Source organism: Dyadobacter sp. UC 10 (assembly GCF_008369915.1).
Taxonomy (GTDB): Bacteria; Bacteroidota; Bacteroidia; order Cytophagales; family Spirosomataceae; genus Dyadobacter.
The window spans coordinates 6,829,398-6,856,395 of record NZ_VSRN01000001.1 but is presented as its reverse complement, the minus strand read 5'-3'; the positions used below and the strand labels follow the sequence as shown (position 1 = coordinate 6,856,395).

Below are 26,998 nucleotides of genomic sequence, written 5' to 3'. Positions count from 1 at the left end.
GTTTACAACCAATCAAACCCCTTCACATACTTCAAAACCACCACCGCCAACGCGGGTATCCGCAACGGAAGCGAATGTATTCGCGAATGTTTGGGGATAGGGTAGCTTTCCTGCATTTCTGGCACAACTAGATCGGAGCCGCCATATTTCAGATTGTCCGTATTGAATATCTCCTGATAATATCCCGGCTCCGGAACACCGACACGGTAGTTGGTTCTCACGACAGGGGTCAAGTTAGCGATGAAGATCAGGTTATCTCCCGGATCGTTTCCTTTCCGGATCCAACTGAAAACACTGTTTGTACTATCCTGATTATCAATCCACTCGAAACCTTCCCATGAAAAGTTCTTCTCGTAAAGTGCAGGCTGAGTAGCGTAAAGTTCGTTGAGATCTTTCAATAACAGCTGAATTCCGCGGTGTGCAGGTGTCAGGTTTTCGTCCCAGTCCAGACTGAAATCATGCTGCCACTCGTGTCGCTGAGCAAAATCTGCTCCCATGAATAACAACTTCGCGCCAGGGTGACCAAACATGTAACCATACAGCGCCCGTAAATTGGCAAATTGTTGCCAGCTGTCACCAGGCATTTTGTTGATTAACGAATGTTTACCATATACCACTTCATCGTGAGAAAGTGGTAATGTAAATTTCTCAGTAAAAGCATAATGCGTACTGAATGCCAGTTGTCCCTGGTGATGCGAGCGGTAAACGGGGTCCTTTTGAAAATAGGATAAAGTATCATGCATCCAGCCCATCATCCATTTCATATCAAAGCCAAGACCGCCGTTTTGCACCGGCTGCGTTACGCCCGGCCAAGCTGTTGATTCTTCTGCCACCGTAAATACGTCAGGAAAATATTGGTGAACAGCCGTATTGAATTCCTTCAAAAACTCGATCGCTTCTAAATTTTCTCTTCCGCCGTATTGATTGGGAATCCATTCGCCCTCGCTTCTTGAATAGTCCAGATAAAGCATAGAAGCAACCGCATCTACACGCAGGGCATCAATATGATATTTTTCCAGCCAGTAAATGGCATTGGAAATGAGGAATGCCTTTACTTCATTCCTGCCGTAGTTAAAGATGAAACTTTTCCAATCCGGATGAAAGCCTTTTCTCGGGTCTGCATGTTCGTACAGATGCGTTCCATCGAAATACCCCAGCCCGTGCTCGTCAGTAGGGAAGTGGGAGGGGACCCAGTCGAGTATTACCCCAATGCCAGCCTTATGCAGCGCATCGACCAAATACATAAAATCCTGAGGTGTACCGAAACGGCTCGATGGGGCAAAATAGCCAGTCAATTGATATCCCCACGAACCATAAAACGGATGCTCCATAACCGGCATGAACTCCACATGCGTAAATCCCATGTAGCTGCAATACTCGGGAAGTTCGGCCGCCAGTTCGCGGTACGTCATAAACCGCCCCTCTTCTTCGTGCACGCGGCGCCAGGAGCCTATGTGCATTTCGTAAATCGAGATAGGCTTTTCCAGTGGGCTGACTGATTTTCTTTTCGATAACCATTCTGCATCTTCCCATTCATATTGCAGGTCCCACACGACGGACGCGGTGCGCGGGGGTGTTTCCCAGTAAACAGCGTACGGATCACCCTTTTCAACCTGATAACCGGAGTGGGAAGTGATAAAGTATTTATAGTATTCTCCCCGACCAATTTGAGGGACGAAACCTTCCCAGACTCCCGATCCATCGCGACGGAGCATGAGTGGATTTCCCGTCCGATCCCAGCTATTGAAATTGCCGATTACCGACACATCCTTCGCATTCGGTGCCCATACCGAAAAATAAGTGCCATGCTGTCCATCCACTTCGGTTACATGTGATCCCAGCTTGTTATAAACATGATAGTGTGTACCCGCCCGGAACAAGTCAATGTCGAAGTCGGATAGTCTGGCAAACGAATTATTTTGCAAATCGGTCATAATAGCCTGTTTAAGCGGTCACAGCTTCATTCTTTTTTAAAATAGATTTAATTCCCCTCAACGGCACCGTAACCCAAGACGGGCGGTTATTTACCTCATAATTGAGTTCATAAATCGCTTTTTGGAGCAGGAAAGTCTGAATCAGGATTTCCAGATCTTCTTTTTTCTGCGGGATGATCGGGTTGTCGTTGACCGTGTCCAGGTAAGCCTTCATGAAAATACCGCTCATATAATGATACCATTGCTCCACATAAGGCAAGAGTTTTCCGATATCCTCCTCCCTGATCTGGTTGTCAAGATAAAGACTACCATAAGCCGCATAGTGGAAAGATCTCAACATTCCCGCAACGTCGCGGAGCGCCGAGCGTTTCAGACGTCGCTCGCTATAACTTCTGGCAGGTTCGCCCTCAAAATCAAGAATGATGAAGTCCTTACCTGTAAAAAGCACCTGTCCCAAATGGTAGTCACCATGAATGCGGATCTTGGATGTATCAATTTTATGCGAATACACTTTCTTAAGTTCTGCCAAAATCTCATCTTTCATTTGGATCACCTCATCTGCTTCCTGCTTCACTTCCGGTGTCAACTTTTTCATGTTCCGGTTCAGGCTTTGGAAAGCAACCCTTACCAAAGATTGCAGCGATGAATAAACCGACCGTTGGTAGTGGAGTGAAAATTCTTCCGGCTTGAAGTCAGCAGAATCTTTTTCCGAAGCAAGTGCCAGGTGCATTTCGCCAGTACGGGTGCCCAGCAAGGCAACTTGCTCGGCAACAGTCACTTCCAGCAGATCACGGATTTCTTCCGGAATATCCTCATAAGCAACAGGTTCTGTCAATGTTCCTCTGAGCTCAGGCAGCTCAATTACGCTTCCGGAAAGGATCTTTTCATTAAAACTATCCAGCCTGTCGAGCATATTCGCCCAGGCGTCAGTACTATTGCTGACCATCTCCTGCATCATACCGAGCACCATGGAATCCTTTTTGTACTTCCATTCAACCGCTCCTACAAATGCGGGAATGTTTTTGAACTGCGCTTTGTGGGTGAGATAGTGCGTGATTTCCATGTCAGGATTGATAGCCCTGTCAACCTTACGGTACAATTTGAAAAAGTATTTCCCGTCGTAAGTAATAGAGGTATTGCTTTGCTCACCCGAAAGTACCCGCGGCCTGATTTTATCGGTTTCCCTGACATGCGCTTCCAGTTCCTTGTTACCGGTAAAATGGATTTCACTGTCTTTGGCATTCAGCTTTTCGTTGCCGCCCATATTGAGGATCAAGGCCTGCTGCATTTCCAGGCCGTATATCGCGTCGAACAAAACACCTTCTTCTTCGCCTTTGATTTTAATGCGGGCGACGACAGCCTGGGGGCAATTTTCTTTTACTTTATATGAAAATGGTTCTTTGCCGAATCCCAGTGGCAACTGATACATTTCCGGCAGGTCATTCTGATAGGAAGCTTCCAGAAGAAAGATATAAGCCGGAGGATTGTCGCCCAGCGGGATAGTTGCATGGGAAACGACTTTGATACTGTCGAGCCCCTTTCCTTTTCCCCCAAACCACCTCATTTTCATCAGATAAGCAGGCAGGAATTTATTTTCAAGGTTCTCTATTACCTCGGCGTCGAGCAGATCTTTCCACTTATCAAGTTTCAAAAGCGGTAGTTCCTGATTTTCGTCAATCTCGGGATGTGTCTTTTCTAAAACAAAACATTGGCAGGCATAAGCTTCCAGCGTGAAGAAGTAAGGGGTATTGTCTTTCACAGACGGAAACTTGTTCTTGCTGTAAATTTCCACGGGCTGAAAACCCTTGTACTGGTCCAGATCGAGTTCAACAGGCTGCGGAAAACGCGAAAGGTTAGCGATTACCAGCATGGTTTCATCCTTAAATGTCCGTGTAAATGCCAGTACCTTTGAATTTTCTGAGTTCAGGAAATGAATATCCCCGCGGCTGAAAGCTTTATATTTTTTTCGGGTATTAATAGCCCGCTTCATCCACCAAAGCAGCGATGACGAATTCCTCGACTGCAATTCTACATTGACAGACTCATAATGATACTGCGGGTCAAGGATCAAAGGCAGATATAACCGCTGCGGATTGGCCTGCGAAAATCCCGCGTTGCGGTCCGGGTTCCATTGCATCGGCGTTCTTACCCCGTCACGGTCGCCTAGGTAAAAATTATCACCCATCCCGATTTCATCCCCGTAATAGATAATCGGGGTACCAGGAAAAGTAAACAGCAGCGAATTGAGCAGCTCGATCTTCTTTCTGTTGTTTTCCATTAATGGCGCGAGCCGGTGCCTGATACCCAGGTTAATACGCGCTTTGGGGTCTTTTACATATACCTTATACATGTAATCACGCTCCTCGTCAGTGACCATTTCGAGGGTAAGCTCATCGTGGTTTCTCAAGAATATCCCCCACTGACAGTTTTCCGGAATAGCAGGAGTCTGGTCAAAAATATCCGTCAGCGGATACCTGTCTTCCATTTGGAGCGACATAAACATTCGCGGCATGATCGGAAAATGGTAGTTCATCTGACATTCGTCACCATCCCCAAAATAAGCAGCCGAATCTTCCGGCCACATATTGGCTTCTGCCAATAGTAGAGTGCCCGGATAGCGCTGGTCGACGTATTTTCTGAGTTTTTTCAAATACGCATGCGTCTCCGGAAGGTTCTCGCAGTTGGTACCGTCCCTTTCAAAAAGATAGGGAACAGCATCGAGCCTGAAACCGTCCACGCCCATTTTACACCAGAAGTTGATGATTTTGAAAATTTCATCCTGTACCTGTGGATTGTCGTAGTTCAGGTCGGGCTGGTGGTGGAAAAAGCGGTGCCAGTAGTATTGTTCGGCCTCACTGTCCCAGGTCCAGTTAGATTTCTCGTAATCCTGGAAAATGATCCTCGCATCTTTGAACTGCTTCGGATCGTCGGTCCAGACATAGAAATTGCGGTGCGCAGAGCCTTTCGGCGCTTTACGTGCGCGCTGAAACCAGGGGTGCTGGTCGGAAGTATGATTGATAACCAGCTCTGTAATTACTTTCAACCCGCGTTTATGCGCTTCTTTGAGAAATGCTTTGAATTCGGCAATATCTCCATAGGAGGGGTTGATCGTGTAGTAGTCAGCGATATCGTAGCCGTCGTCGCGCAGGGGAGAAGGGTAAAATGGCAGAAGCCAGATCGCCGTCACTCCGAGGTCCTGAAGATAATCCAGCTGCTCCATCAAGCCTTTAAAATCACCGATCCCGTCACAGTTTCCGTCTTTAAAAGCTTTAATGTGCAGTTCATATATAATTGCATCCTTGTACCAATGCAAATTTTTGTCAAGCAATTCGTTCTTATATTCCATGGTATCTTAGTTGAGTGTTTCTATTTTGAAAATGTGTGCCGGCATTTCGTACGGGTTCATTTGCACATAATTGTATTCGCCCTGCCAGTAGTATTTTTCTCCACTAAGCATGTCGCTCACGCGGTAAGTCTGATCATAATGAATGCCTAACAGGTGCAGCGGGACTTTAATATGGGCGCCCTGCGTATTGAAGTAATCCAGATTGACGGCGATAAGCAGCGCATTGTTTTCGGCGGGATCAAACTTCATGTAACAGATCACCATATCATTATTGGTTTCTGCAAAACTGATATTCCATGTTGTCTGGAGCGCCGTATTCTCCTTTCTGATCGCATTAACCCTGGTGATAATTTCACGTGTGCGGCTGTACCGGTTCCAATCCCATTGCTTTATCTCATATTTCTCATTATCAGTGTATTCTTCTTTCCCAGGATGCGGCGTGTTAACCCCATATTCGTAAACCGGCCCGTATAATCCGTAATTGGAAGACAAGGTGGCGGCCAGGATAAACCGTGTGATATGCGCATTTTCGCCTCCTTCCACCAAATGGTGCGGCAGTATATCGGGTGTATTCGGCCAGAAGTTTGGGCGGAAATAATATTGCTGATCCGTTTTGGTCAGCTCATACATATATTGTTCCAGCTCCCATTTACTGTTTCGCCAGGTGAAGTAGGTGTAGGATTGATTGAAACCGATCTTGCCCAGTCGTTCCATTACCCGCGGCCTGGTAAATGCTTCGGCGAGAAACAGTACCTGCGGGTTGGTTTTTCTGACCTCGCTAATCAGCCACTGCCAGAAACCGAAAGCTTTGGTATGCGGGTTATCAATGCGAAAAACATGCACGCCTTTTTCGATCCAAAAGTCAATGACGCTTTTCAGCTCGATCCACAGATTTTCCCAATCCTGGGTTTCAAAATCAAATGGCAGAATATCTTCATAGCGTTTGGGCGGATTCTCGGCATATTGCACCGTTCCGTCCGGGCGCCATTTGAACCACTGCGGGTGTTCTCTCACATACGGATGATCAGGCGCACATTGGTAGGCAATATCCATTGCAACTTCAATATCCAGCTTTTTAGCCTGCTCTACCAGCTCGACAAAATCTTCCAGCGTACCCAATTCCGGGTGTACTGCTTTGTGACCGCCGAGCCTGTTTCCGATTGCCCAGGGAGAACCCGGGTCAGTGGCTGATGGAACGAGCGAATTGTTTTTGCCCTTCCTTTTCATTTCACCGATCGGATGAATAGGAGGGAAGTATAAGGTGTCGAAACCCATTTTGGCAACCTTCGGAAGGAGGTTGATCACATCTCTGAATGTACCGTGCCGGCCGGGCTGATTGGATGCAGATCTTGGAAAAAGCTCATACCAGCTGCTGAATGCTGCTTTTTTGCGCTCTACTTCTAATAGGAAGGTTTGCTCGTAAACAGTAATACGGTCGGTGTAACGAATAGTGGAGATTGCCCTGGCTATCTCGTCTCCTGTTGCCAGGTTAACCGCCGCCTGGTGGTCGGGCGATGTATTGAACAGTTCGGCCCATCGCTCAAAACCGGCAGCATACTCGCCGCTTGCAAGCTTCGCCGCTTCCTGTAAAATTTCAGCACCTATTTTCAGTTCAACGGCAATATCCTGTCGGGCGTCGAATTTTTTGACCAGTCCTTTTTTCCAGGTTGTAAAATGATCGATCCAGCCGGTGAAACGGTACTCGTAGAAACCGGTCTTTTCCGGAAACCAGCTGGCCTCCCAGCGGTCGTTTAGTGTATAATACATGGGAATCTGCTCCCAAAGCTGGTCAGATTCGTGCTTGAAAATGACACTGGCGGCCACAGCATCATGGCCATCCCCGAAAACATCCGCAGAAAAAACGATACTTTCACCGATGGCTCTTTTCGCCGGAAATTTGCCTTCTTCAACTTGGGGGCCGACATTGGTGATTACCACCCGTTTTCTTCCGTCCTTGTTGCTCATCGATCCGATTTTTTAGTTTTCCACTTTGTTGAATGGCATTACTAGCAATCAAAATCATGCCTGCAGAAAAGGATTTTCTCAAATGCAGCGGCCAGGCGCTTTCGCCCCGTTCATTTTTTTATTGAAACAAATGTTTGATTAAGAGTTGATTATGATGATATTGAAATTACGCTGATCTGCTATTGTTCGCAGCCGTAGTCCGAAGGTGGTACACCCTCTCAAGTGCAGACTTTATTTCCTCATACCGCAGTGGTTTGGCCAGGTAATCGTCCATTCCCGCGGCAATGCAAATTTCCCTATCCTCCTGCATCGCATTAGCTGTCATGGCGATAATGACCGGTTGGGTGCCAGGAAGTTCCCGGATGCGTCCGGTAGCCTCGAGTCCGTCCATTTCGGGCATTTGAACATCCATAAAAATGAGGTCGTAGCTGAATCTTCGAGCCTCATCAAGTGCCTCTTTGCCATTTCGGGCCACATTGGGCGCATAACCCATTTTAGATAGAACCTTGACAAATAACTTTTCATTAATGGCATTGTCCTCCGCAATCAGGATTTTGAGTGGGAAAGCCTCGGCGAATTCGCCCGAGAGCAGGTTCTTCTCGGAATTTACTTTGCGCTCAGTTGTTACTATCTGCCGGGAAAGCTGGTTTTTAATAACTTCGCCAAGCTTCTGATGCTTAACCGGTTTGGTCAGGATCGAGGAGAAGATGCCGGGGTAATTTTTTCTGGTTTCATCGCCTACGGAAGTGAGAAGCACAACAGGTATTTCACCAAAATTCTCTTTTATTTTGGTCGCTAACTGCACACCGGTCATTTCGGGCATATGCTGATCGGTAATCACCAGTTCTATTTTATGCTCCGAATTTAGAATAGCAAGCGCCTCTGCCCCCGACGACGCCAGTACAGGCGATAGCTTCCAGTATTTCAGCTGCGATTCTACTATTCGCAGATTTGTCTTATTATCGTCAACGATCAGCACCTGTTTTCCGTCGATTTCCGAGCCTGTTACCGTGACTGTTCGCTCGGGTTGGTTTTTGCTTGCCTGAGTTTTAATGCTAAAATAAAAGCTGGTACCTTTCCCCGGTTCACTCTCTGCATGAATGCTGCCGCCCATCAGCTCCACCAAACGCTGACTGATTACCAGACCGAGCCCGGTACCTCCATACTTCCGGCTGTGTGAAGAATCTATTTGTGAAAAAGCCTTGAAAAGCAGGTTCAGCTTATCGGCTGCGATACCGATACCCGTGTCCTGTACCTGAAACATCAGCTCGACATCCTTCTGACCATTCAGTTTTTGCTGTTTTACCTGCACCAGAATCTCACCTTCATGTGTGAACTTGATCGCATTGCTAACCAGATTGATCAGAATTTGTTTCAGCCTGAGACTGTCGCCTGTTATTTGCGGTGGAATATCAGGGTCTATCTGATATACCAGATCAAGTCCCAGATCGGCAGCTTTTCCGGCGAATATGTCCAGCACCTCTTCGATACATTCGAGCAGGTCAAAAGACTTGCTTTCCAGCTCCATATTGCCCGATTCTATTTTTGAAAAATCGAGGATATCATTGATTACAGTCAGCAGTCCGTCCCCGCAGCTGATAATTGTTTCTGTATATTCCGCCTGGTCCTCGCTCATTTCAGTTTGTGAAAGCAGGAGCGCCATGCCCAGAATACCGTTCATAGGTGTGCGGATCTCGTGGCTCATCGTTGCCAGAAAAACACTTTTCGCCTGGTTCGCCTTCTCCGCATCCTCGCGTGCCTGTTGTTCAAGGATATGTTTTTGATGAAGGTCGTCGTTGAGTTTTTGCAAATCGGCGGCCTGTTCTTCAAGCGCCTGTTTCTGTCGGATAACTTCCTTGGTGCGCTGAAAAACTTTACGCTGTAAAACCTGTTTCTGACTTTGTATTACCCTGATCCTGGTTCGGTAAAGCAGATAAACAGCCGCCAATACCACGAGTAATACCAGCCCTCTGAACCACCAGGTTTGCCAGAAAGGAGGGACGATCCGCAGCAGGACCGAGGTACCTGTTTCATTCCAGATGCCGTCATTGTTTGCTGCCTTTACCCGGAAGCGGTATTCGCCCGGATCAAGGTTCGTATAGGTTGCCTTCCTGTTTGTGCCCGAGTATATCCAGTTTTGATCGAAGCCTTCGAGCTTGTAGGCGTATTTGTTTTTGCGGGAAAGGGTATAGTTTAGTGCCGAAAACTCAAATGAAAGCATCAGATCCTGATAAGAAACGGTGATCTCCTGTGTTTCGGTAATGTGTTTTTTGAGTGGCGATCCACCGCCGACTTGTACTGATTCATTGAAAATCTGAAAGTCGGTAATATATACGGGCGGGATAAAATTATTGTAGCGGATGCTGTCGGGGTGAAAAATGTTAAGTCCGTTTTGACCGCCAAAAAACATCTGGCCGCTCTTATCTTTATAAGCAGCCATTCTGTTGAACGAAGTCCCCTGCAATCCGTCGCTGATATCGAAGTTGCGGAAAGATTTCGCCGCCGGGTCAAATCTCGACAATCCGTTGTTGGTACTGATCCACAGCATTCCATGACCGTCTTCCAGGATTCCCCAGATCAGGTCGCTCGGTAATCCGTCTTTCTGACGGTAGCTGGTGAAAATCAAGTTCTTTCGATCAAACAGATTCAGTCCCCCGTTAGTCCCGATCCACAGATTTCCTCTGGTATCTTCATAAATGCAATTGACCAGATTATTGCTGATTGTTTTTGGATTTTTCGCGTCGTGGACAAAGTGGCTGAATGTGTCTGACTGCTCGTTCAATACATTTAAACCGCCGCCCTCAGTACCGATCCAGAGCTTCCTGCTGCGGTCCATGTACAGGGTTTGTACACTGCTGTTGCTAATGCTTTTACCGTCTGCCGGCTCGTTTTTGTAGCCGATATATGAATGCGTCGATTTGCCGTACCGGAGCAGTCCCTCAGAGGTGCCTATCCAGATATAACCTTTCCGGTCGTCAAGCAGCGTGTGGATATTCGAAGGGATGATTCTGGCTACCTCGGGATCACGGTTCAGGTTGAGAAATCGCTTGCCTGGCCTGTCGTAAATGCTCAGTCCGCCTTTATAATTTCCCACCCATATCTTCCTGTCCGAATCCTCATAAAGTGCCGTGATGAAATTACTCGCCACAGAAAAGGGATTATTGCGGTGATGCTCGTGGTAATCGAAGCTGCCCGTATTTGAATCCAATACGTTAATTCCTCCTCCGTCGGTGCCGAGCCAGGTTTTTCCTTCGTAGTCCTGCAGGATACTGAGCACATTGTCGTGGCTCAATCCCCTGGAAGCGATCGTACTGCTTCGGAACCGGTTAAATTTCAGGGGCTCAAAATCCAGAACATTCACCCCCCCGGAAAAAGTACCGACCCACATGGTACCCACGTGGTCGCAAAAAATAGAGTAGATTGAGCCGTTGTTGATACCGCCGGGTTCTAGTTTGCTGAACTCATGGCGCGTAAAGCGACCATCTTTTTCCAGGATGTTAATGCCCCCGTTACGCGTGCCTATCCATAATCTGCCACTTTTGTCTTCTGCAAAAGACAATATATCATTGTGGGAAATGCTGCCCGGATCGTCAGGATTATTCCGGAAAGCTTTGAAAGTCTGGGTCTGCCTGTCCATCAGGTTCAGCCCGCCGCCCTCAGTGGCGATCCACAGATTTTTGTGCCTGTCCTCGAAAACGCTGTTTGTTTCGTTTTTGCTCAGTGACTTGGCATTGACAGGATCATGCGTGAAGCGGGAGAAGGTTCCCGATCCGGGGTTGAACCTCGCCAACCCGTTAGACCGTGTTGCAACCCACATTGTTCCACGCTGATCGATCAGCAGATCCTTTATGAAATTGTCACTGATACTGGAAACATTGCCAGGATCATTCCGGTAGCTTTTGAAAGTTTTCCGTTTGCTGTCAAAGAAATTGAGCCCGCCCCCTGCGGTTCCTATCCATAAATTTCCGTCTGCATTTTCAATAATGGAAGTGATCTTGTTACTGCTGATACTAGTGCGTTTTTGAGGATCGTGCCGGTAGTTTGTGAATCGATCAGTCTCAGTATTATACATACTCAACCCGCCATCCTGCGTACCTATCCATAGCCTTCCCCGGCTGTCCTCGAACAGGTCTGTTACGTAGCTCTCGGCAATGCTCGCCTGATTATGTGGATCCTGCCTGTACACGGTAAACTTATAGCCGTCAAATCTGTTCAGCCCGTCCTGTGTGCCGAACCACATGAAACCACGACGGTCCATCAGGATGTCGGTTACATTGTTTTGAGAAAGTCCCTGATTTGTTGTCAAATACCGAAATGTTCGCTGCATTGTCTGCGCACTGGCGCTGTGCAAAAACAGGGTGAGCGCAAGGCACCATCGTAAAGGTATTTTCATCGGGGAATCAGTTCCGGAATGTGGTATTACTTAACACTGAAAAGATAGAGGGAGGATTTTACTAAATGTTGTCAAGTTAGCAAAAACTAATTCTACAAAGATATTTTAAAAGTATAAAAAAAATATTTTTCTACTTTTAGCAAACTATAAATTCCCAGATCGCGCTTTTTGCAGCTTACTACTCATTTCAATGGAATTTATTATTATTGATGACAGCAAATTCGACCTGTTTACGCAGGAAAAGCTGCTTTTGAGAAGCGGTCTGGCTACGCGTGTGCGAGCCTTCGTTTCTCCACAAGAGGCGATCGATTATCTCGAAGGGCAAACTGCCCGGATTCCGCTGACAGTGGTTCTGCTCGACCTGCAAATGCCCGGTTTGAATGGTTTCGAATTTGCGGAGCGTTACGCGCAGATCGACGAAGCGATCCGGGCGCGTATCCGGCTTTACATGATCTCCTCCACGGTGGATGCGAACGACATAATCAGAGCTGAAAACGATCCTTACATTATCCGGCTACTTCCGAAGCCACTGGATATATCGTTATTAAAATCGATGATAGCCGGGTAAATCTGGCTGAGGTGACCAGCTGGCATAATATTTAAAGGGCAGGTTCTGACAATCAATAGCCAGCTATGAACTATCCTTCATCTACCTACCGCATTCAATTTAATCCCGAATTTTCATTTGACGACTTCGAAAAACGGATACCCTATTTTCAAAAACTCGGTGTCGGCACCATCTACGCATCTCCTATTCTCGAATCGACACCGGGCAGTACACATGGTTACGATGGCGTTGATCCCGCAGCAATTGACCCTGAATTAGGCTCTCTGGAGCAGCTTCGGAAAATAAGTGAAAAATTAAAAGAGGCCGGAATCACCTGGCTGCAGGATATTGTGCCTAATCACATGGCTTTTCATTCCGAAAACCCGTGGCTGATGGACGTGCTCGAAAAAGGGCAACAATCTCAATACGCCTCTTTTTTTGATATAGCCTGGAACAACAGGATGTTTCATGGAAAGATCATGGTGCCCTTTCTGACCAGGGACCTCAGCGAAGTGATTGAAAGTAACGGGCTGCAGCTTGATTATGCCGACGATAGACTAATCATGCAATATGAAAGCGCCGTTTTTCCGCTGAATCTCAGGTCTTATGTGAGCATTCTTTCGTATTCTCCTGAAAACCAGCCGCAGTCAGTTCAGCAGCTGCTTAGCCAGTTGAAGGAAATCAATGAGGTGGAGGAGCCGAGGGCCTTTTCGGAAAGGTTCAATGAGCTGAAACTGCAATTGGCTTCGCTGGTAAAGACAGAGCAGGTAGGAGCCCATCTTAAACAGGCACTTGGATATTTCAACAATGATCCGGCGAAGCTGCGGGAAATAGTCGACCAGCAGACTTATGCACTTTGCCACTGGCAGACCACCGAGGAGAAAATCAATTTTCGTCGGTTTTTCACGGTCAATGGCCTCATTTGCCTCAATATGCAATATGACGAGGTTTTTGATGCCTACCATCAGCTGGTCAGACAACTGGTGACCGAGGGCGTAGTGCAAGGCTTGCGCATTGATCATATCGACGGACTTTTTGATCCGGCTTCCTACCTTCAAAAGCTTAGGGCAGCAGTTGGCCACGATACCTATATTATTGCAGAAAAAATTCTTGAAAAGGAAGAAGAGCTGCCTGCCGGGTGGCCGATTGAAGGTACTACGGGCTATGAGTTCCTGGCAATGGTCAATAACCTCTTCACCAATGCGGGCTCGCTCAATGCATTTGATACTTTCTATCAATCGATCACGCAGTTGGACAAGTCTGTTCACGATCAGTTGCTTAGTAAGAAATCAGAGATTCTCTACGGGCACATGGGCGGCGAGCTGGAAAATCTTTACCAGCTCTTTGTCGAGCTGCAACTTGCCAGCGGCGAGGAGCTGGAACAATCGGGAAAGGAAGATCTCAAAGTATTTGTCGGTGAATTGCTGATTCATTGTCCTGTATACAGGTACTACGGAAATCAGATGCCGCTTCCGGAAACGGATCAAAAAGCTTTGAAAGGGCTGATTGAAGAAGTTCTGAAATTTCATCCCAACCTGAAAATGCCCGCCAGGTTATTCGAAGAGTGTATGATAGTCCGACCTAATCAGGCTGACGAAGAGTACCGGAGCAGGGCCCTTGAATTTTACCAGCGATGCATGCAGTTTTCGGGGCCGCTGATGGCGAAGGGTGGGGAAGATACCTTAATGTATACCAATCACCGCTTCATCGGGCACAATGAAGTAGGCGATTTTCCGGATCGTTTTGGCGTGCCCGTCAAGGAATTCCATGCTTACATGCGTAACCGGCAACAACACTGGCCGATGGCGCTGAACGCGACTTCGACCCACGATACCAAGCGAGGGGAGGACGTCAGGGCGAGGCTCAATGTGCTGACTGATCTGGGAGAGGTCTGGATCGGGAAGGTCAGGGAATGGAGGGAAATGAATGCCGGTCTCAAAAAAGGCGGGCCTGATTTAAATGACGAATACCTTATTTATCAAACCATTGTGGGCGCTTACCCAATGCCCGGGGAAGACGAGGAGGATTTTCTGGCCCGCCTAAAAGAATATCTTCAAAAAGCCCTGCGGGAGGGAAAAGTCAATTCTACATGGTCAGAGCCAAATGAAGCTTACGAACAGGAGGTCAAGGATTTTGTAACCCAGATTTTAAAACAAGAAAGTCCCTTTTACCAGAATTTCAAGGCTTTTTTAAATGAAATAGCTGACTACGGAATCATTAATTCGCTTGCTCAGCTGATGCTCAAATTCACATGCCCGGGCGTGCCGGATGTGTACCAGGGCTGCGAGTTGTGGGATCTGAGTCTGGTCGATCCGGATAACCGCCGGCCTGTCGATTATGCCAAACGTGCAGATTGGTTGCAGGATTTGGAGGATAAAAAGCCCGAAGAAATCGCCCGGAGCTTGTGGGAAAACCGTTACAGCGCACAGATTAAGTTGTGGCTGACGAATCATCTTTTTAAGCTGAGAGCTGATAAAAGCCTCCTTTTTACAAAGGGAGAATATATTCCGCTCAAAACGCGCGGCGAATACAAGCAGCATTTAATGGCTTTTGCCAGAAAAAGCAAAAAAGACTTTTACGTGGTAGTGATCCCGTTGCACATCGCAACACTGTGCAGGGAGCAGGAAACCAGCTTTTTTGACCTGGATTGGAAAGACACGAGTGTGGTTTTGCCGGATAGTCTTTCACCGGATTGGGAGGATATTTTGGGGGGTAGGGAGCTGGAATTACAGGGAAAGCTTCTGCCCAAAGAGGTATTTGGGGCAATGCCGGTGGCGATCTTAAAGGGTACCAAGCTGGATAATGAGCGAAAAGCGGGGGTGTTATTGCACATCAGCTCCCTGCCTTCGCCTTACGGAATTGGTGATCTCGGCCCCGAAGCATTTGCCTTTGCCGATTTTCTGAACCGCAGCGATCAGAAGGTTTGGCAGATATTACCGTTAAACCCGACCGAAGCATCTCAGGCCAATTCACCTTACAGCGCTTTGTCCAGCAGGGCCGGTAATCCGCTCCTTATCAGTCCTGATATGCTTGTTACGGAAGGTTTGCTGGATGGAGAATGGCTAGCGAAATATCAGCAGGAACCTTCTGCGAAGACAGATTTCAATAAAGCGGACCTGATCAAGACGGAGCTGCTGAAAAAGGCTTTCGAAGCTTACACGAATAAAAGCGATGATGAGGAAAAGAAATCGTTTGATGTTTTTTGCAGGAATAATACCGAATGGCTGCCTGATTTTGCATTATATGTCGCATTAAAAAGGAAGCATAGCGGCGCCCCATGGTACGAGTGGCCCGAGCAGTTCCGGAGCCGGGACCAGGATGCTGTCGCAGAGGTTGAAAAGGATGATAAGGGGCTGATCGATTTTGTGAAATGGCAGCAATATATATTTGATAAACAGTGGAAAAATCTGAGAACTTATTGTAATCAACTGGATATCAATATGCTTGGTGATATTCCTTTTTATGTAAGCTACGATTCAGCGGATGTTTGGGCCAACCGGCAGTTTTTTTGTGTAGACGAATCGGGGAAAATTTCCGGTATCGCCGGTGTGCCGCCGGATGCATTTTCAGAGGATGGCCAGCTATGGGGGATGCCGGTTTTCAATTGGCCGGAACTTGAAAAACAAGGATACCAATGGTGGATTGACCGTTTGGCCAAGAATATAGAGCTTTTTGATCTTGTCAGACTGGATCATTTCCGTGCATTTGCAGATTATTGGGAAGTACCTGGCGGCGAAAAAACTGCGGTTAATGGAACCTGGAAGACGGGGCCCGACGCGGATTTCTTCCAGAAGATAGAGGCCGCACTGGGCAAGCTTCCGTTTATCGCAGAAGACCTGGGAGAAATCAGCCCCGAAGTTTACAAACTCCGCGACAAATTTTCCCTGCCCGGTATGAAGGTATTGCAGTTTGCATTTGACGAAAATATGCCGCAATCGGATCATATTCCGCATAATTATTCGGCCAACTTCATCGCTTACACGGGGACGCACGATAACAATACAGTCAAAGGATGGTTTGAGCAAACGGCACAGGAAGGTGTTAAGCAGCGTTTAGAAGCCTATATCGGTAAAGAGGTGACAGCAGAAAATGCCTACCGCGAAATGGCGCGCCTGGTATATGCTTCGGTAGCGAAAGTTGCTATGCTGCCGATGCAGGATGTTTTGAACCTGGATGAAAGTGCTAAAATGAACCTGCCCGGTTCCAATGCTGAAAACTGGGCCTGGCGCCTGCTACCGGGACAGATAAGTGACGAACACGGGCAATTTCTCGCCGAACTGACAGTATTGTTCAATCGTGACTAGGATTTTACCAAATACCGGTTACTTTGCGAACCGGCAGACGGCCTGCAATTTGAAATCAATATGAATGCATTTAACAAGGTAACAGGACTTTTTTTGGCCATGCTCATAGCAGCGGCACTGATTTCCTGCCAGCAATCGGCAGACGATCCACAGGAAGCAGCCGAAATTCTGACTGCTTCCCCGAAATGGAAGATCGACGAAATCAGGGTCAATGATGTGGTAACGTTTCAGGATGGTAAAATGACCCAGCAATTTGGTGGGATTGATTTTCAGCGGTACATGGAGATAGTTGAAATCCGGACGGACGGGACGTTTTCCGGCGTTTTCAAAGGTGAAAGCAAACCTTTTCTGCTGGAATGGAAGCGCAACGAAAAAAATATCCGGGTAGGCCTGCCTGGCGCCAAATCGGCACCGAGCGACTGGACGATCACCCCGGCCGATGTGCAGGAAAAAGCATTCTCCATGAAAACGCAAAGCACTGCATACGACTATCCGAATGTTACCAGGATAGCATTGAAGTTTAAGGCGGCGAAATGAAAGGTGTACACGTAATTCTCAGTAAAGCGCCAGGCACGCAGTTCAGCGTACCTGGCGATTTTGTTCAATCCTTGCTTGCGGTTTCTGCTCTGCTATCGATAGCCTGGGCGGCTTTTACGAGCTTCACAAATTCGGAACGATAACCTTCTTCATCTTTCCCGAATGCACCTTTGGCGAGACTGATCACGTTTGTATAGGAAGCATTTCCCTTGAAGTCGGAACTGCGCAGTAACAAGCCGAATTGTGCCACTGCACTCGCGAAACGCACATTTTCAGAACTGGCTTCCAACGATTTGGATGAATTTTTGACAGGCAGATCGAAGAGCACGCTTTCATTCTGATCCGGTTTTTTGTAGCGCACTTTGATAGTTAGCATTTCATTCGTCTTACCTAGATCAGTGCTGTTTGGTTTTTGGTATTTCAATTCATCCGTTTTAGGCAGGTAGGCATTCTTTGACCCGGCGGGTATAATTTCATAGATCGCGGTAACGGTGTGTCCCGAACCCATTTCCCCCGCATCTTTTTTATCATCATGAAATTCCTCATTCTTCAATGCACGGTTCTCATAGCCGATCAGCCGGTAAGCCTGCACATGCGCAGGGTTGAACTCTATCTGGACCTTGACGTCTTTGGCAACCGTGAAAAGTGTACCGCCAAATTCGTGCACGAATTCTTTCTGCGCTTCCTGGATATTATCGATATAGGCGTAGTTCCCGTTTCCCTTATCTGCCAGTGTCTCAGCCAGGTTATCTTTATAATTGCCCATTCCGAAACCCATTACGCTCAGAAAAATGCCGTCTTTTCTTTTTTCCTCGATCAGCCGCTGCAAATCGCCTTCGCTCGAAAGTCCGACATTAAAGTCACCGTCGGTAGCCAGGATTACCCGGTTATTTCCTTTTGGTAAAAAATGCGTTTTGGCAAGTTTGTAAGCCAGCTGAATACCCTCTCCGCCAGCCGTCGATCCGCCCGCTTCCAGTTCATCGAGCGCCGTTTTGATTTTCACTTTTTCCTTGCCTGATGTGGGCGGAAGAATGGTGCCGGCAGCTCCTGCATAAGCTACAATGGAGATCTGATCTTTTTCACGAAGCTGGTCAACCAGCAGTTTAAATGCCTGTTTAAGCAATGGAAGCTTATTTTCATCCATCATCGAACCAGATACGTCGATCAGGAATACAAGGTTGGAGGCCGGCAGATTGTCCGTTGGGATCGTTTTGGCCTGCAATCCGATGTGGAGCAGCTTCAACCCTTTATTCCACGGTGAATCGGTCAGTTCGGTGTGGATCGCAACCGGATGTTCGCCTTTTGGCTGCGGGTAAGCGTAGTCAAAATAGTTGATCATTTCCTCAATGCGGATCGCGTCTGCCGGCGGTAAATTTCCGTTGTTTAAAAAACGGCGCACATTGCTGTAAGAAGCCCTGTCCACATCCACTGCGAAAGTAGTCACTGCCTGTTGGCCAGCAATCGTAAATCCGGTCTCATTTACCACCTTGTAGGCTTCCGTATTAGCTCTCTGGCGAATCGCCGCGCCCGAATAACCGATGACAATGGATTTAGTGAGTTGATTTTCAACGCGTTTTGGTGCGGATTCGTAGGCGACAGCGGCATCGCTAACTGGTAGTGCGAGCTGTTGCAGTATGATCTGGATATTGCTGGCAGAAGTAAGGGGGATTTGCCTGGTAACAAAGCCCGGAGCGGCTACTTGTATGGATTTGGTATAAGCCGGGACAGTAATGCTGAATTTTCCCGTGCTATCGGTTACGGCACGAATGCCGCCTCCTTTTAAACTGACAATGGCTCCCGAAAGCGGGATATGCTGAACATCCTTTACAATGCCGGTCACTGTCCTCTCGGGCGCCAATGCAAATGCACTCAGAATTAATGCGAGGAGTATTACGATCTTTCCTTTCATGGTTCACAAAGTTTTAGTTTATTGACTGGATGCAGTCGCCAGGGTGTTTCCATAAATTTTTGAAAAATATTTATGGAAAATGATCGTCCGCTGCATCTACCAGTTAGCAGCAGGGTTTTTCACTAAGCATACACATGTGAAGTTTTTAAGGGTTTTCAGGAACAATGAGAAAGATCCGCTTACGGAGTCGGAAAAACTGGCGGTTTACAGGCAGTCTGGCGACCTCGGCCTGCTCGGGACTTTGTATGAACCCTATATGGAAATGATTTTCGCGATCTGTTTCAAATATCTGAAAGCAGAAGACGAAGCGAAGGACGCAGTGATGCAGCTTTTTGAAAAAGTGGCGGCAGAACTGAAAACGCACGAAGTAACGAATCTGAAAAGTTGGCTGCATACTGTCAGCCGGAATTATTGTCTGATGCAGATCCGGGTGAAGCGGACTTTCGTGACTGCTGATGATCATGCAGATCTGATTGAATCGGCCTCGATAGATGGTATTGAAGGTGATCAGATCGACATTTCGGAAAGACACCTGCTTTCTTTGGAAAAATGCATGGCAACCCTGATCCGGGAACAAAAATTATCCGTTGAGCTTTTCTACCTCCGGGATAAATGTTACCGGGAAATCGCAGCGGAAACGGGATTTGAATTGAGTAAAGTGAAAAGCTATATCCAGAATGGAAAGCGGAATTTGAAAATTTGTATGGATAGAAATGGCAAATACTGATCAACCGGCGAATTTTCCTGGATTTCTCCGCTATTATCGCGGCGAGATGTCGGAACAGGAACAGCACGCTTTTGAAAAAAAGTTGCTGGCTGATCCTGCTTTCTCGGATGCGTACGACGGCTTTCTGCTGATGCAGGAAACAAATCTCGACCTGCAAAAAATCAGCGCAGATCTCAGCCGCTCATTACACGAAAGAATCGATAAGAAAACCAATAAACGCTTTGCATTTCCGGTTTACGCCGCGGCAGCTGCACTTATTCTCGTTGTTGGAATAGCCTGGCTGGTTGTTTTTAAGGATGCAAATAAAAAAGCCATGCAGGAAGCAAGCTCGGAGCTACCTGCGGTAAAAACCTCGCCCAATGCGCAAGTTGCGGCCAAGCCGGAAATTCAGCCTGAAAGTGCCGCCCTGCCTCCCGAAAAAAGCATTAAAACACTACCGAGAACTGCATTTTCAGCGCAGCATCGGAACGCAGCACCAGCAGTTGCACCCGCGCAGGAGCCTGTCACCAGCGACCTTCCCGACACAGATATCATCGAAGAGCACATTGCCGCTGCCGAGCCGGTGCCTTCCGCATTTCCCGCGGTGCCGCAGCCGTTGAGCAATTTGCGTCAGCAGGTAAGCGGCGCGAGACCGGCTTCGACTAATTCGACCAGGCTGGTTTCGGGCAGGCTGCTGGACGAAAAGGGGCGTGGCCTTCCTGGTGCTACCGTTTCTGCATTTGGTTCCGGGGCGGTGGTTACTGATTCTGTGGGAAAGTTCAAAATTACGGCCAGGACCGGCGATTCGTTGCGGCTGGTCTCCGTGGGATATGATCATAAAACGGTGAATGTGGAGGATACCAGTTTTGGTAATATACCAATGAAGCAGGAAACGGCCGCGCTTGAAAATGCGGTAATAGTCGGGTATGCAGCTACTAAAAAAGCATCTGTCTCGCTTGCGAAACCGCAACCGGAAGGAGGTTGGCAGCAATATCAGGCCTATCTTGACAAAAACTCAATTCCATTCAAAGACAGCACGACAGTTTATGTCGAATTCCTGGTCAAACCGGACGGTACGCTGTCTGACTTCAAAGTAACTGGTCCGGCGGAAATCCGGGACCGGGCTATTCAAATCATCCGCCAGGGGCCTTCCTGGAAACCGGGTTCAAATCAGGGTTCGCCGGCAGGATTGCCGGTAAGGGTATCACTCAGGATACGTTCAGCAGAATAAACCCAATCAAATCAATCGGTTACAAAAAATTCGTAGAATTAATTTGAAATTATTTTCAATTTAGAATGTTTATTTTTTGTGGTGTTGCGTCCAGTATTTAATTTTACTGTTAACTCCTCATCCCTTTCTCTAACATCCTGAAAACAAATGTCACTACGTAATTTTTGTAATGGGTTTTTCCAGTAAGAATAGGCGGATTTTCCTGAATTGTAAATCAAAAAGCCTGCTGCCTCAAGGATCTGCAAAAGTCATTTTGTTATCACAAGTATTATTACTTATTCTAAAAATAATTTGAATAGTGTCGTGACCCGGCGCTATGAAAAATCATTTCAAAGCGCCGATTTGCCAGGCGCATTTGACCAAGTCAGGCAGAAATTTGATAATATTTATTTAAGCCAAGCATGGATAGTAAAAGAAGTCTGTTGATTATCGACGACGAACCCAGTATCACGAAAATACTGGAACATTTTCTCAAAAAAGATTTCAATGTCATCATTAAAAGTGACGGTTCGGAAGGGATGTTATGGCTGGAAGAGGGCAATAAGGCTGACCTGATCATTGCGGACCTGCATATGCCCAATCTCAGCGGAAAAGAGTTTTTGAAAGTGGCGAAAGCAAGCAATTTGTATGCAGATATCCCGGTGATCATATTGTCCGGCTCGGATGAAAGCAGTGAGCGGATCCAATGTCTGAACCTTGGTGCGGATGATTTTATGGTCAAGCCTTTCAATCCAATGGAAGTGCATGCGAAGATTAATGCGATTTTACGACGTAGTAAGCGATACTCTTAATAAATAGGCGATATGGAAATGGCCAGTGAGATTCCGGTAATGGGTACCGGGGGAAAGTCATATTCAGCTCAATTCAGGGTGATGTACCTGCACACTGACTTTGACCATTACCTTAAATTTTCCGATCATTTTGCCGATACCCTGCAAGTCGAATATTTCAGCAGCAAGGAAAGTGTGCTGAGTGCATTGTACGAAAACTTTCCGGCCGATGTAATCGTGGCGCACGTTGACAGCGGCGGGCTTGAACTGCTCGATTTTATCCGAAGCTCGTCCGGTTTTGGAAATATACCTTATGTACTGATGGTCGATAAGCTCTCGGAAGAAGCGATAGAAACCGCACGAAAGAAGCATGCCGACGATGTTTTTTCAGTGAATTTCGATGATGGCGATCTGATTACCCGTGTCAGATATTTTAAGAAGAGACAATGGTACGTAACTAATAAAGCGCTTAGCAAAATCGGTAAGGAAGGTAGCCGCACACCGGCCTGGAAACGCACTATCGATATTATTACCACCGGAACCGCCGTCCTTTTGCTGCTGCCGGTATTCCTGCTCGTGGCGATCCTCATCAAGCTGGATTCGAAAGGACCGGTGTTTTATAAATCGAAAAGGGTAGGAAGCGGCTACAAGATTTTCGATCTGTATAAGTTTCGCACCATGCGTACCGACGCGGACCAGCTGATCCGTAAGATGGCTGCGCTGAGCATGTATAATAAAAGTTCGGAGCCGGTGCAGCAGCTGGAAAATAACGGGCTGTGCGACGAATGCCGGGCAGGAAATCAATGCAAAAGCCTCCTGTTCCATGATGGCAAGGAGATTTGCGAGAAGCTGTACCACTTCCAGAAAGAGCAAAAAGCGGCATTTATGAAATTTCAGAATGATCCGCGCATTACTCGCCTGGGCCAGTTTTTACGAAATTCGAGCATTGATGAATTGCCCCAGTTGATCAATATACTGAAAGGCGATATGTCGCTTGTCGGAAACCGGCCGCTTCCGCTTTACGAAGCAGAAAAAATGACGACCGATGATAAGATATTTCGTTTTGCGGCGCCGGCTGGTCTGACTGGTCTGTGGCAGGTAACCAAGCGTGGCAAGGGGAAAGCGGATATGTCTGAAGAAGAGCGTACGCAGCTTGACATTACCTATGCAAAGGAATTTTCTTTCAAAATGGATATGCAGATCATATTGAAAACCTTCCCCGCATTGCTGCAATCCGAAAACGTCTAGTGCCTTTAAATACCCTCTCTATAAAAAACTATCATTCATTATAACCCCCTTAAATGAGATATTTCTGCTTTCTAACTTTCTTCTTCCTCATTGCACTGGTTCCGGCAAGGGCGCAAAATTCTCTGGCAGAAGAAATTTCGTACCCTTATCTGGAGAAGCTGGTCGAAATCGCCAGGAAGAACTACCCAAAACTCAAGCTTTACCAGGCCAGGGTAGATGCGGGCGGATACAACGCCAAAAAACAAAAGCTTTCCTACTTTGAAATCCTGTCATTCTCGTATTTGTATAGTCCCGACAGGCTTGCCAGCACCATCAATCCCAACTTCCTGAACGGGTACCAGTTTGGTTTTTTTGTAAATATCGGCTCCCTGCTTCAAAAGCCGGCGCTGATCAAACAAGCTAAAAGCGAGCTGCGCGCCGTGGAGTTCGACCGCGATACGTATTTATTGAACCTGGAAGCGGATGTAAAGCAGCGGTATTTCGCTTATGCGCAGTACAAAGTGCTGCTAAGAATCAAAGCGGATGCACTGCATGATGTGGAATCGCTGGCAGAGGAGCTGAAATTCAAATATGAAAAGGGTGAGACGTCCCTGGAGGAGTACAGCAAGGCGTTAGTCGTAATTTCCGACAGACAGCAGGCGAAAATTTCGGCGGAGGCTGATGTGCTCATTTCGAAAAGTGCCCTGGAAGAGTTATTGGGACAAAAACTGGAAGACATCAAATGACAGAGCTATCGCAATTCCTGAGAATATTATACAAAAATAAGTTCGTACTGATTTTTGTGCCGCTGATTACGGTAGTAGCCTCCTATTTTCTGGTCAAATCGCTCCCCGATCAGTACAAGTCGCAGGGTAGTATCGCTACCGGATTGGTGGACAAAACCGAGCAGGGGCTGATGAATTCAGGTACTGAGCAGGATTTCGAGATCTCCCGGAAATTCGATAACATCATTCAGATGATGTCGCAAAAAAGGGTGCTCGGCCAGGTTTCCTACCAATTGCTGCTCCACGACCTGAAAGCAGTCGCGACGGATGATTTTGCCGAAGCTTCCAAAGAATTGCAGGCTTTTGACCAAAATACCAGAAGCCGGGCGATCGCTGTACTCCTTCAGAAGTACCGCACCCAGCAGGAGCTTTCTTCATCCAATCCTTTTGAAAGGAAGCTCCAGAAAATACTGGCCGACATGCAGTACGATGCTGAAAGTCTCGGGAAAAAGCTGACGATTTTCAGGCTTTCGAATAGTGATTTTATCAATATCGAGTACGAGGCCAGGAATCCCGCCATGGCTGCGTTTGTCATCAATACGCTGAGCGACGAATTTATCAGAATGTACGCGTCCAGGCTTACTGATAATTACAACAGAACGATCAGCTTTCTGGCGGACTTCCTGGAACAAAAACGGCTCGCACTGCGCGAGCAAATGAACGGCCTGCGCGACTATAAAATTCGGAACCGAGTGCTGAACCTGGATGAACAGGCCAAGAGTCTTTACGGCCAAATGGCTGAATTTGAACTGCGTCGGGAAGTCGCCAAAAAAGATGTCATCGCTTATGGCGTGGCGATCAGAAATATCGAGAACAAGTTTAATGCCAACGACCGCAAGTATTTCGAAAGCGCGGTCTCGACGATCAATCAAAATATAGTCGCTACAAAACAGCGCCTGCGTGCCGTGAATGAGGCTTATGTGAAAAGCAATTTTGATCCGAAGTTTAAGGCAAGCCTGGATTCAATTCAAACGAAGCTTTCGGCCCAGATCGATGAATCTACCGACCGTTACCTTTACAATCCGCTATCAGTCAAAGAAAACCTGGTATCTCAAAAACTGACGATGGAAGTGGAAAGAGACCTGGCAGCCAATAGTTTAGCGACCATTGAAGCGGAAATGAAAACCCTGAACAATCGCTTTGACGGACTGGTGCCGAATGAGGCGCGTGTGCAGGAGTTTGAAACGGCGATCGATATTGCGGGAAGGGAGTATATGGAGGCTTTGCAGAAATACAACGATGCCAGGCTGCTTTCGAGCTTTCCGGCCAAATTAAAAGTGGCTGAAAAAGCGCTTCCGGGTAAGATCCAGCCATCGAAGAAAATGGTGCTGATTATTTTGTCGGGCGTGATCAGCTTCGCATTCTGCCTGTTTATCCTTTTTATTCTGTATTTCCTTGACTCTTCCATTCGCTACCCGCAGCAGCTCGCCAACGCAACCGACAGTCCGGTACTTGGCTTTATAAATCAGGTAGGAGGTGGTTTCCGGATCAGCGAGCTGCAAAACGAAACTACGCAGGAAGGTAAAATTGAGCTATTCCGCAACCTGATCCGTTCTATCCGCTTTGAGCTTGATAATGAATTTCCAGACCCGAAAATCATCGCTGTAACAAGCCTGCACGAAGGCAGCGGAAAGACATTGCTGACACTCAGCCTCGCGTGGGCTTTTTCCAGGATCAACAAGCGGGTATTGATCATCGACGGGAATTTTAATGCGGCAGATATTACCAAACTCAATAGCAGCTCGAATTTTCTGGAAGACTATCTTGCAAAAGGGGAAACCGTTTCGCTAAGTAATACAAACGGTTCGATATCAATCCTGGCCAACAAGGGAGGTGACGTTTCCCTGCTCGAACTGGCAGACGAAACCCGGATCAAAACCGTATTGAATTCTCTGAAAAGCCAATATGATACCATTCTGATAGACGCCGACTCGCTGGTTTCAATGAATAAGGCAAAAGAATGGATTACTTTCTCGGACGCTGTCATCTCTGTTTTCGAAAGCGGCAGAAGTATCTCGTATGAAGACCGTTCTAAGATCGAATATCTCAAAGGCCTGAATGGTAAAATGGCGGGCTGGGTATTGACCGGCGCACAGGATATATTGAAACAGACAGGTAAGGTTTCAAAACAGGTGACTGAATGAAAGTAGTCTGGTACATTTGGTGGCTTTGCCAGATCGCAATCGGATTCTTCCTGGTCTTCCCGGTTGGATTGCTGGTGCTAAATGTTTTTTCAGGAAGAAAAAAACGTAGCCAGCCTGCCGCGAAAAAGTTGGAAGCAGATTATGCATTGATTGTAGCGACTTACGAGCAAACCCAGCAGCTGCCCGATGTGATTGCTTCAATTTCAAAACTGAATTACTCCAACTATCTGGTTTATATCGTCGCCGATAAATGCGATGCGTCGGGTTTGCACCTGGAAAGTGAAAAAGTAATTGTACTGCATCCCGGAACTGTGCTCGCCAGCAATACGCGCTCCCATTTTTTTGCGATCAAAAATTTCAAAAGACAGCACGAGCGGCTGGCAATCATTGACAGCGACAATCTGGTTGATCCCGAGTTTCTGAATGAGCTGAACGTTTGTTTCGATGAAGGATTTGTTGCGGTACAGGGCGTGCGAAAGGCGAAAAATCTGGATTCTGTGTACGCTTGTCTGGACGCAGCGCGTGACATTTACTATCATTACTATGATGGCGAAAAGCTTTTTGGCGCAGGCTCTTCGGCTACACTCTCCGGCTCGGGAATGGCGTTTACAGTGAAATTGTATAAAGAGGCGTTGGGCCACCTTGATATTGTCGGTGCGGGGTTTGACAAGATCCTTCAAAAACAGATTGTCGGTGCGGGGCATCGGATCGCATTCAGGGAAGAAGCTATTGTGTGGGATGAAAAAACGTCTGAGTCCGAACAGCTTGTCAATCAGCGTTCGCGCTGGATTAATACCTGGTTCAAATATTTTGTTTTTGGGTTTGATATGGTTTTCAGCGGAATCAGGAAGCTGAGCTGGAACCGGTTTTTATTCGGTTTTGTCCTCCTGCGTCCGCCACTGTTTATTTTTCTGATCCTCTCGGTATTGTTTATGGCTATCGATTTATGGATCAACCCGGCTGCGAGCGCTGTCTGGCTGGCGGGACTGCTGATTTTTGTAGGCGGTTTTTTAGTTCCGCTATTCCACTCGTCGGTCGACAAACGCATTATCCGATCGCTCACATCCATACCAGTCTTTATGTTTTATCAGGTCAAATCCCTTTTAAAAGCAAAAAAGGCAAATAAAATTTCCGTAGCGACCAAACACAGCTACCGTAAAGCACCCTGACGATGAGAATATTGCCAGCGAAAAAAAATAA

15 protein-coding genes are annotated in these 26,998 nt (G+C 47.1%); 10 read left to right on the top strand and 5 right to left on the bottom strand.

The genetic code is table 11. The features are described from left to right. Positions 1-2: 2 nt before the first annotated feature. The 4 genes from glgB to FXO21_RS28265 form a co-directional block, all read right to left on the bottom strand. A complete protein-coding gene (gene glgB, locus FXO21_RS28280) occupies positions 3-1,934 on the bottom strand; it encodes a 1,4-alpha-glucan branching protein GlgB (protein WP_149643243.1) in 1,932 nt (643 codons plus the stop codon). Positions 1,935-1,944: 10 nt separating this feature from the next. After that, positions 1,945-5,280 (bottom strand): maltose alpha-D-glucosyltransferase, encoded by a 3,336-nt coding sequence (treS, locus tag FXO21_RS28275; RefSeq protein ID WP_149643242.1) that lies wholly within the window; start codon positions 5,278-5,280, stop codon positions 1,945-1,947. Positions 5,281-5,286: 6 nt separating this feature from the next. Next, on the bottom strand, positions 5,287-7,245 hold the full coding sequence (locus FXO21_RS28270) for an alpha-1,4-glucan--maltose-1-phosphate maltosyltransferase (protein ID WP_149643241.1): 1,959 nt from the start codon (positions 7,243-7,245) through the stop codon (positions 5,287-5,289). Positions 7,246-7,411: 166 nt separating this feature from the next. Beyond that, positions 7,412-11,638 carry a hybrid sensor histidine kinase/response regulator gene (locus FXO21_RS28265; RefSeq protein WP_149643240.1) on the bottom strand — a complete coding sequence of 1,409 codons (4,227 nt, stop codon included), beginning with the start codon at positions 11,636-11,638 and terminating at the stop codon, positions 7,412-7,414. 190 nt (positions 11,639-11,828) lie between these two features. On the opposite strand from FXO21_RS28265, the gene FXO21_RS28260 reads away from it, so the two are divergent. The 3 genes from FXO21_RS28260 to FXO21_RS28250 all read left to right on the top strand — a co-directional run bounded on the left by FXO21_RS28260 (position 11,829) and on the right by FXO21_RS28250 (position 17,026). Continuing rightward, positions 11,829-12,206, top strand: coding sequence for a response regulator (locus tag FXO21_RS28260; RefSeq protein WP_149643239.1), 378 nt, complete (start codon positions 11,829-11,831; stop codon positions 12,204-12,206). Positions 12,207-12,271: 65 nt separating this feature from the next. Further along, positions 12,272-16,489, top strand: a complete 4,218-nt coding sequence (treY, locus tag FXO21_RS28255; protein ID WP_149643238.1) for a malto-oligosyltrehalose synthase — start codon at positions 12,272-12,274, stop codon at positions 16,487-16,489. Positions 16,490-16,549: 60 nt separating this feature from the next. Continuing rightward, on the top strand, positions 16,550-17,026 hold the full coding sequence (locus tag FXO21_RS28250) for a hypothetical protein (protein ID WP_225865894.1): 477 nt from the start codon (positions 16,550-16,552) through the stop codon (positions 17,024-17,026). A 64-nt stretch (positions 17,027-17,090) separates the two neighbouring features. On the opposite strand, the gene FXO21_RS28245 is transcribed toward FXO21_RS28250, so the two are convergent. Next, positions 17,091-18,935, bottom strand: coding sequence for a vWA domain-containing protein (locus FXO21_RS28245; RefSeq protein WP_149643237.1), 1,845 nt, complete (start codon positions 18,933-18,935; stop codon positions 17,091-17,093). Between the two features lie 79 nt (positions 18,936-19,014). Between FXO21_RS28245 and FXO21_RS28240 the strand changes: the two genes are divergently transcribed. The 7 genes from FXO21_RS28240 to FXO21_RS28210 all read left to right on the top strand — a co-directional run bounded on the left by FXO21_RS28240 (position 19,015) and on the right by FXO21_RS28210 (position 26,967). Continuing rightward, complete coding sequence (locus FXO21_RS28240; protein ID WP_149643236.1) at positions 19,015-19,662, top strand: RNA polymerase sigma factor; 648 nt, start codon at positions 19,015-19,017, stop codon at positions 19,660-19,662. After that, positions 19,649-20,872 (top strand): energy transducer TonB, encoded by a 1,224-nt coding sequence (locus FXO21_RS28235; protein ID WP_149643235.1) that lies wholly within the window; start codon positions 19,649-19,651, stop codon positions 20,870-20,872. Before FXO21_RS28240 ends, FXO21_RS28235 begins: the two co-directional genes overlap by 14 nt. Positions 20,873-21,273: 401 nt before the next feature. Continuing rightward, positions 21,274-21,663 carry a response regulator transcription factor gene (locus FXO21_RS28230; protein ID WP_149643234.1) on the top strand — a complete coding sequence of 130 codons (390 nt, stop codon included), beginning with the start codon at positions 21,274-21,276 and terminating at the stop codon, positions 21,661-21,663. 12 nt (positions 21,664-21,675) lie between these two features. Further along, positions 21,676-22,890, top strand: coding sequence for a sugar transferase (locus FXO21_RS28225; protein WP_149643233.1), 1,215 nt, complete (start codon positions 21,676-21,678; stop codon positions 22,888-22,890). Between the two features lie 53 nt (positions 22,891-22,943). Continuing rightward, entirely contained in the window at positions 22,944-23,615 is a 672-nt protein-coding gene (locus FXO21_RS28220; RefSeq protein WP_149643232.1) for a TolC family protein, read from the top strand. Beyond that, the gene (locus FXO21_RS28215; RefSeq protein WP_149643231.1) at positions 23,612-25,798 is read left to right on the top strand and encodes a GumC family protein; all 2,187 of its coding nucleotides are present in this window, start codon (positions 23,612-23,614) and stop codon (positions 25,796-25,798) included. The genes FXO21_RS28220 and FXO21_RS28215 overlap by 4 nt, the downstream gene beginning before the upstream one ends. Then, a complete protein-coding gene (locus tag FXO21_RS28210) occupies positions 25,795-26,967 on the top strand; it encodes a glycosyltransferase (RefSeq protein ID WP_149643230.1) in 1,173 nt (390 codons plus the stop codon). The genes FXO21_RS28215 and FXO21_RS28210 overlap by 4 nt, the downstream gene beginning before the upstream one ends. Positions 26,968-26,998: the final 31 nt, after the last annotated feature.

Excerpts from the sequence above, each read along its gene's own strand:
- glgB (WP_149643243.1), bottom strand. The coding sequence starts at position 1,934 with ATGACCGATTTGCAAAATAATTCGTTTGCCAGACTATCCGACTTCGAC.
- treS (WP_149643242.1), bottom strand. The coding sequence starts at position 5,280 with ATGGAATATAAGAACGAATTGCTTGACAAAAATTTGCATTGGTACAAG.
- FXO21_RS28270 (WP_149643241.1), bottom strand. The coding sequence starts at position 7,245 with ATGAGCAACAAGGACGGAAGAAAACGGGTGGTAATCACCAATGTCGGC.
- FXO21_RS28265 (WP_149643240.1), bottom strand. The coding sequence starts at position 11,638 with ATGAAAATACCTTTACGATGGTGCCTTGCGCTCACCCTGTTTTTGCAC.
- FXO21_RS28260 (WP_149643239.1), top strand. The coding sequence starts at position 11,829 with ATGGAATTTATTATTATTGATGACAGCAAATTCGACCTGTTTACGCAG.
- treY (WP_149643238.1), top strand. The coding sequence starts at position 12,272 with ATGAACTATCCTTCATCTACCTACCGCATTCAATTTAATCCCGAATTT.
- FXO21_RS28250 (WP_225865894.1), top strand. The coding sequence starts at position 16,550 with ATGAATGCATTTAACAAGGTAACAGGACTTTTTTTGGCCATGCTCATA.
- FXO21_RS28245 (WP_149643237.1), bottom strand. The coding sequence starts at position 18,935 with ATGAAAGGAAAGATCGTAATACTCCTCGCATTAATTCTGAGTGCATTT.
- FXO21_RS28240 (WP_149643236.1), top strand. The coding sequence starts at position 19,015 with ATGATCGTCCGCTGCATCTACCAGTTAGCAGCAGGGTTTTTCACTAAG.
- FXO21_RS28235 (WP_149643235.1), top strand. The coding sequence starts at position 19,649 with ATGGCAAATACTGATCAACCGGCGAATTTTCCTGGATTTCTCCGCTAT.
- FXO21_RS28230 (WP_149643234.1), top strand. The coding sequence starts at position 21,274 with ATGGATAGTAAAAGAAGTCTGTTGATTATCGACGACGAACCCAGTATC.
- FXO21_RS28225 (WP_149643233.1), top strand. The coding sequence starts at position 21,676 with ATGGAAATGGCCAGTGAGATTCCGGTAATGGGTACCGGGGGAAAGTCA.
- FXO21_RS28220 (WP_149643232.1), top strand. The coding sequence starts at position 22,944 with ATGAGATATTTCTGCTTTCTAACTTTCTTCTTCCTCATTGCACTGGTT.
- FXO21_RS28215 (WP_149643231.1), top strand. The coding sequence starts at position 23,612 with ATGACAGAGCTATCGCAATTCCTGAGAATATTATACAAAAATAAGTTC.
- FXO21_RS28210 (WP_149643230.1), top strand. The coding sequence starts at position 25,795 with ATGAAAGTAGTCTGGTACATTTGGTGGCTTTGCCAGATCGCAATCGGA.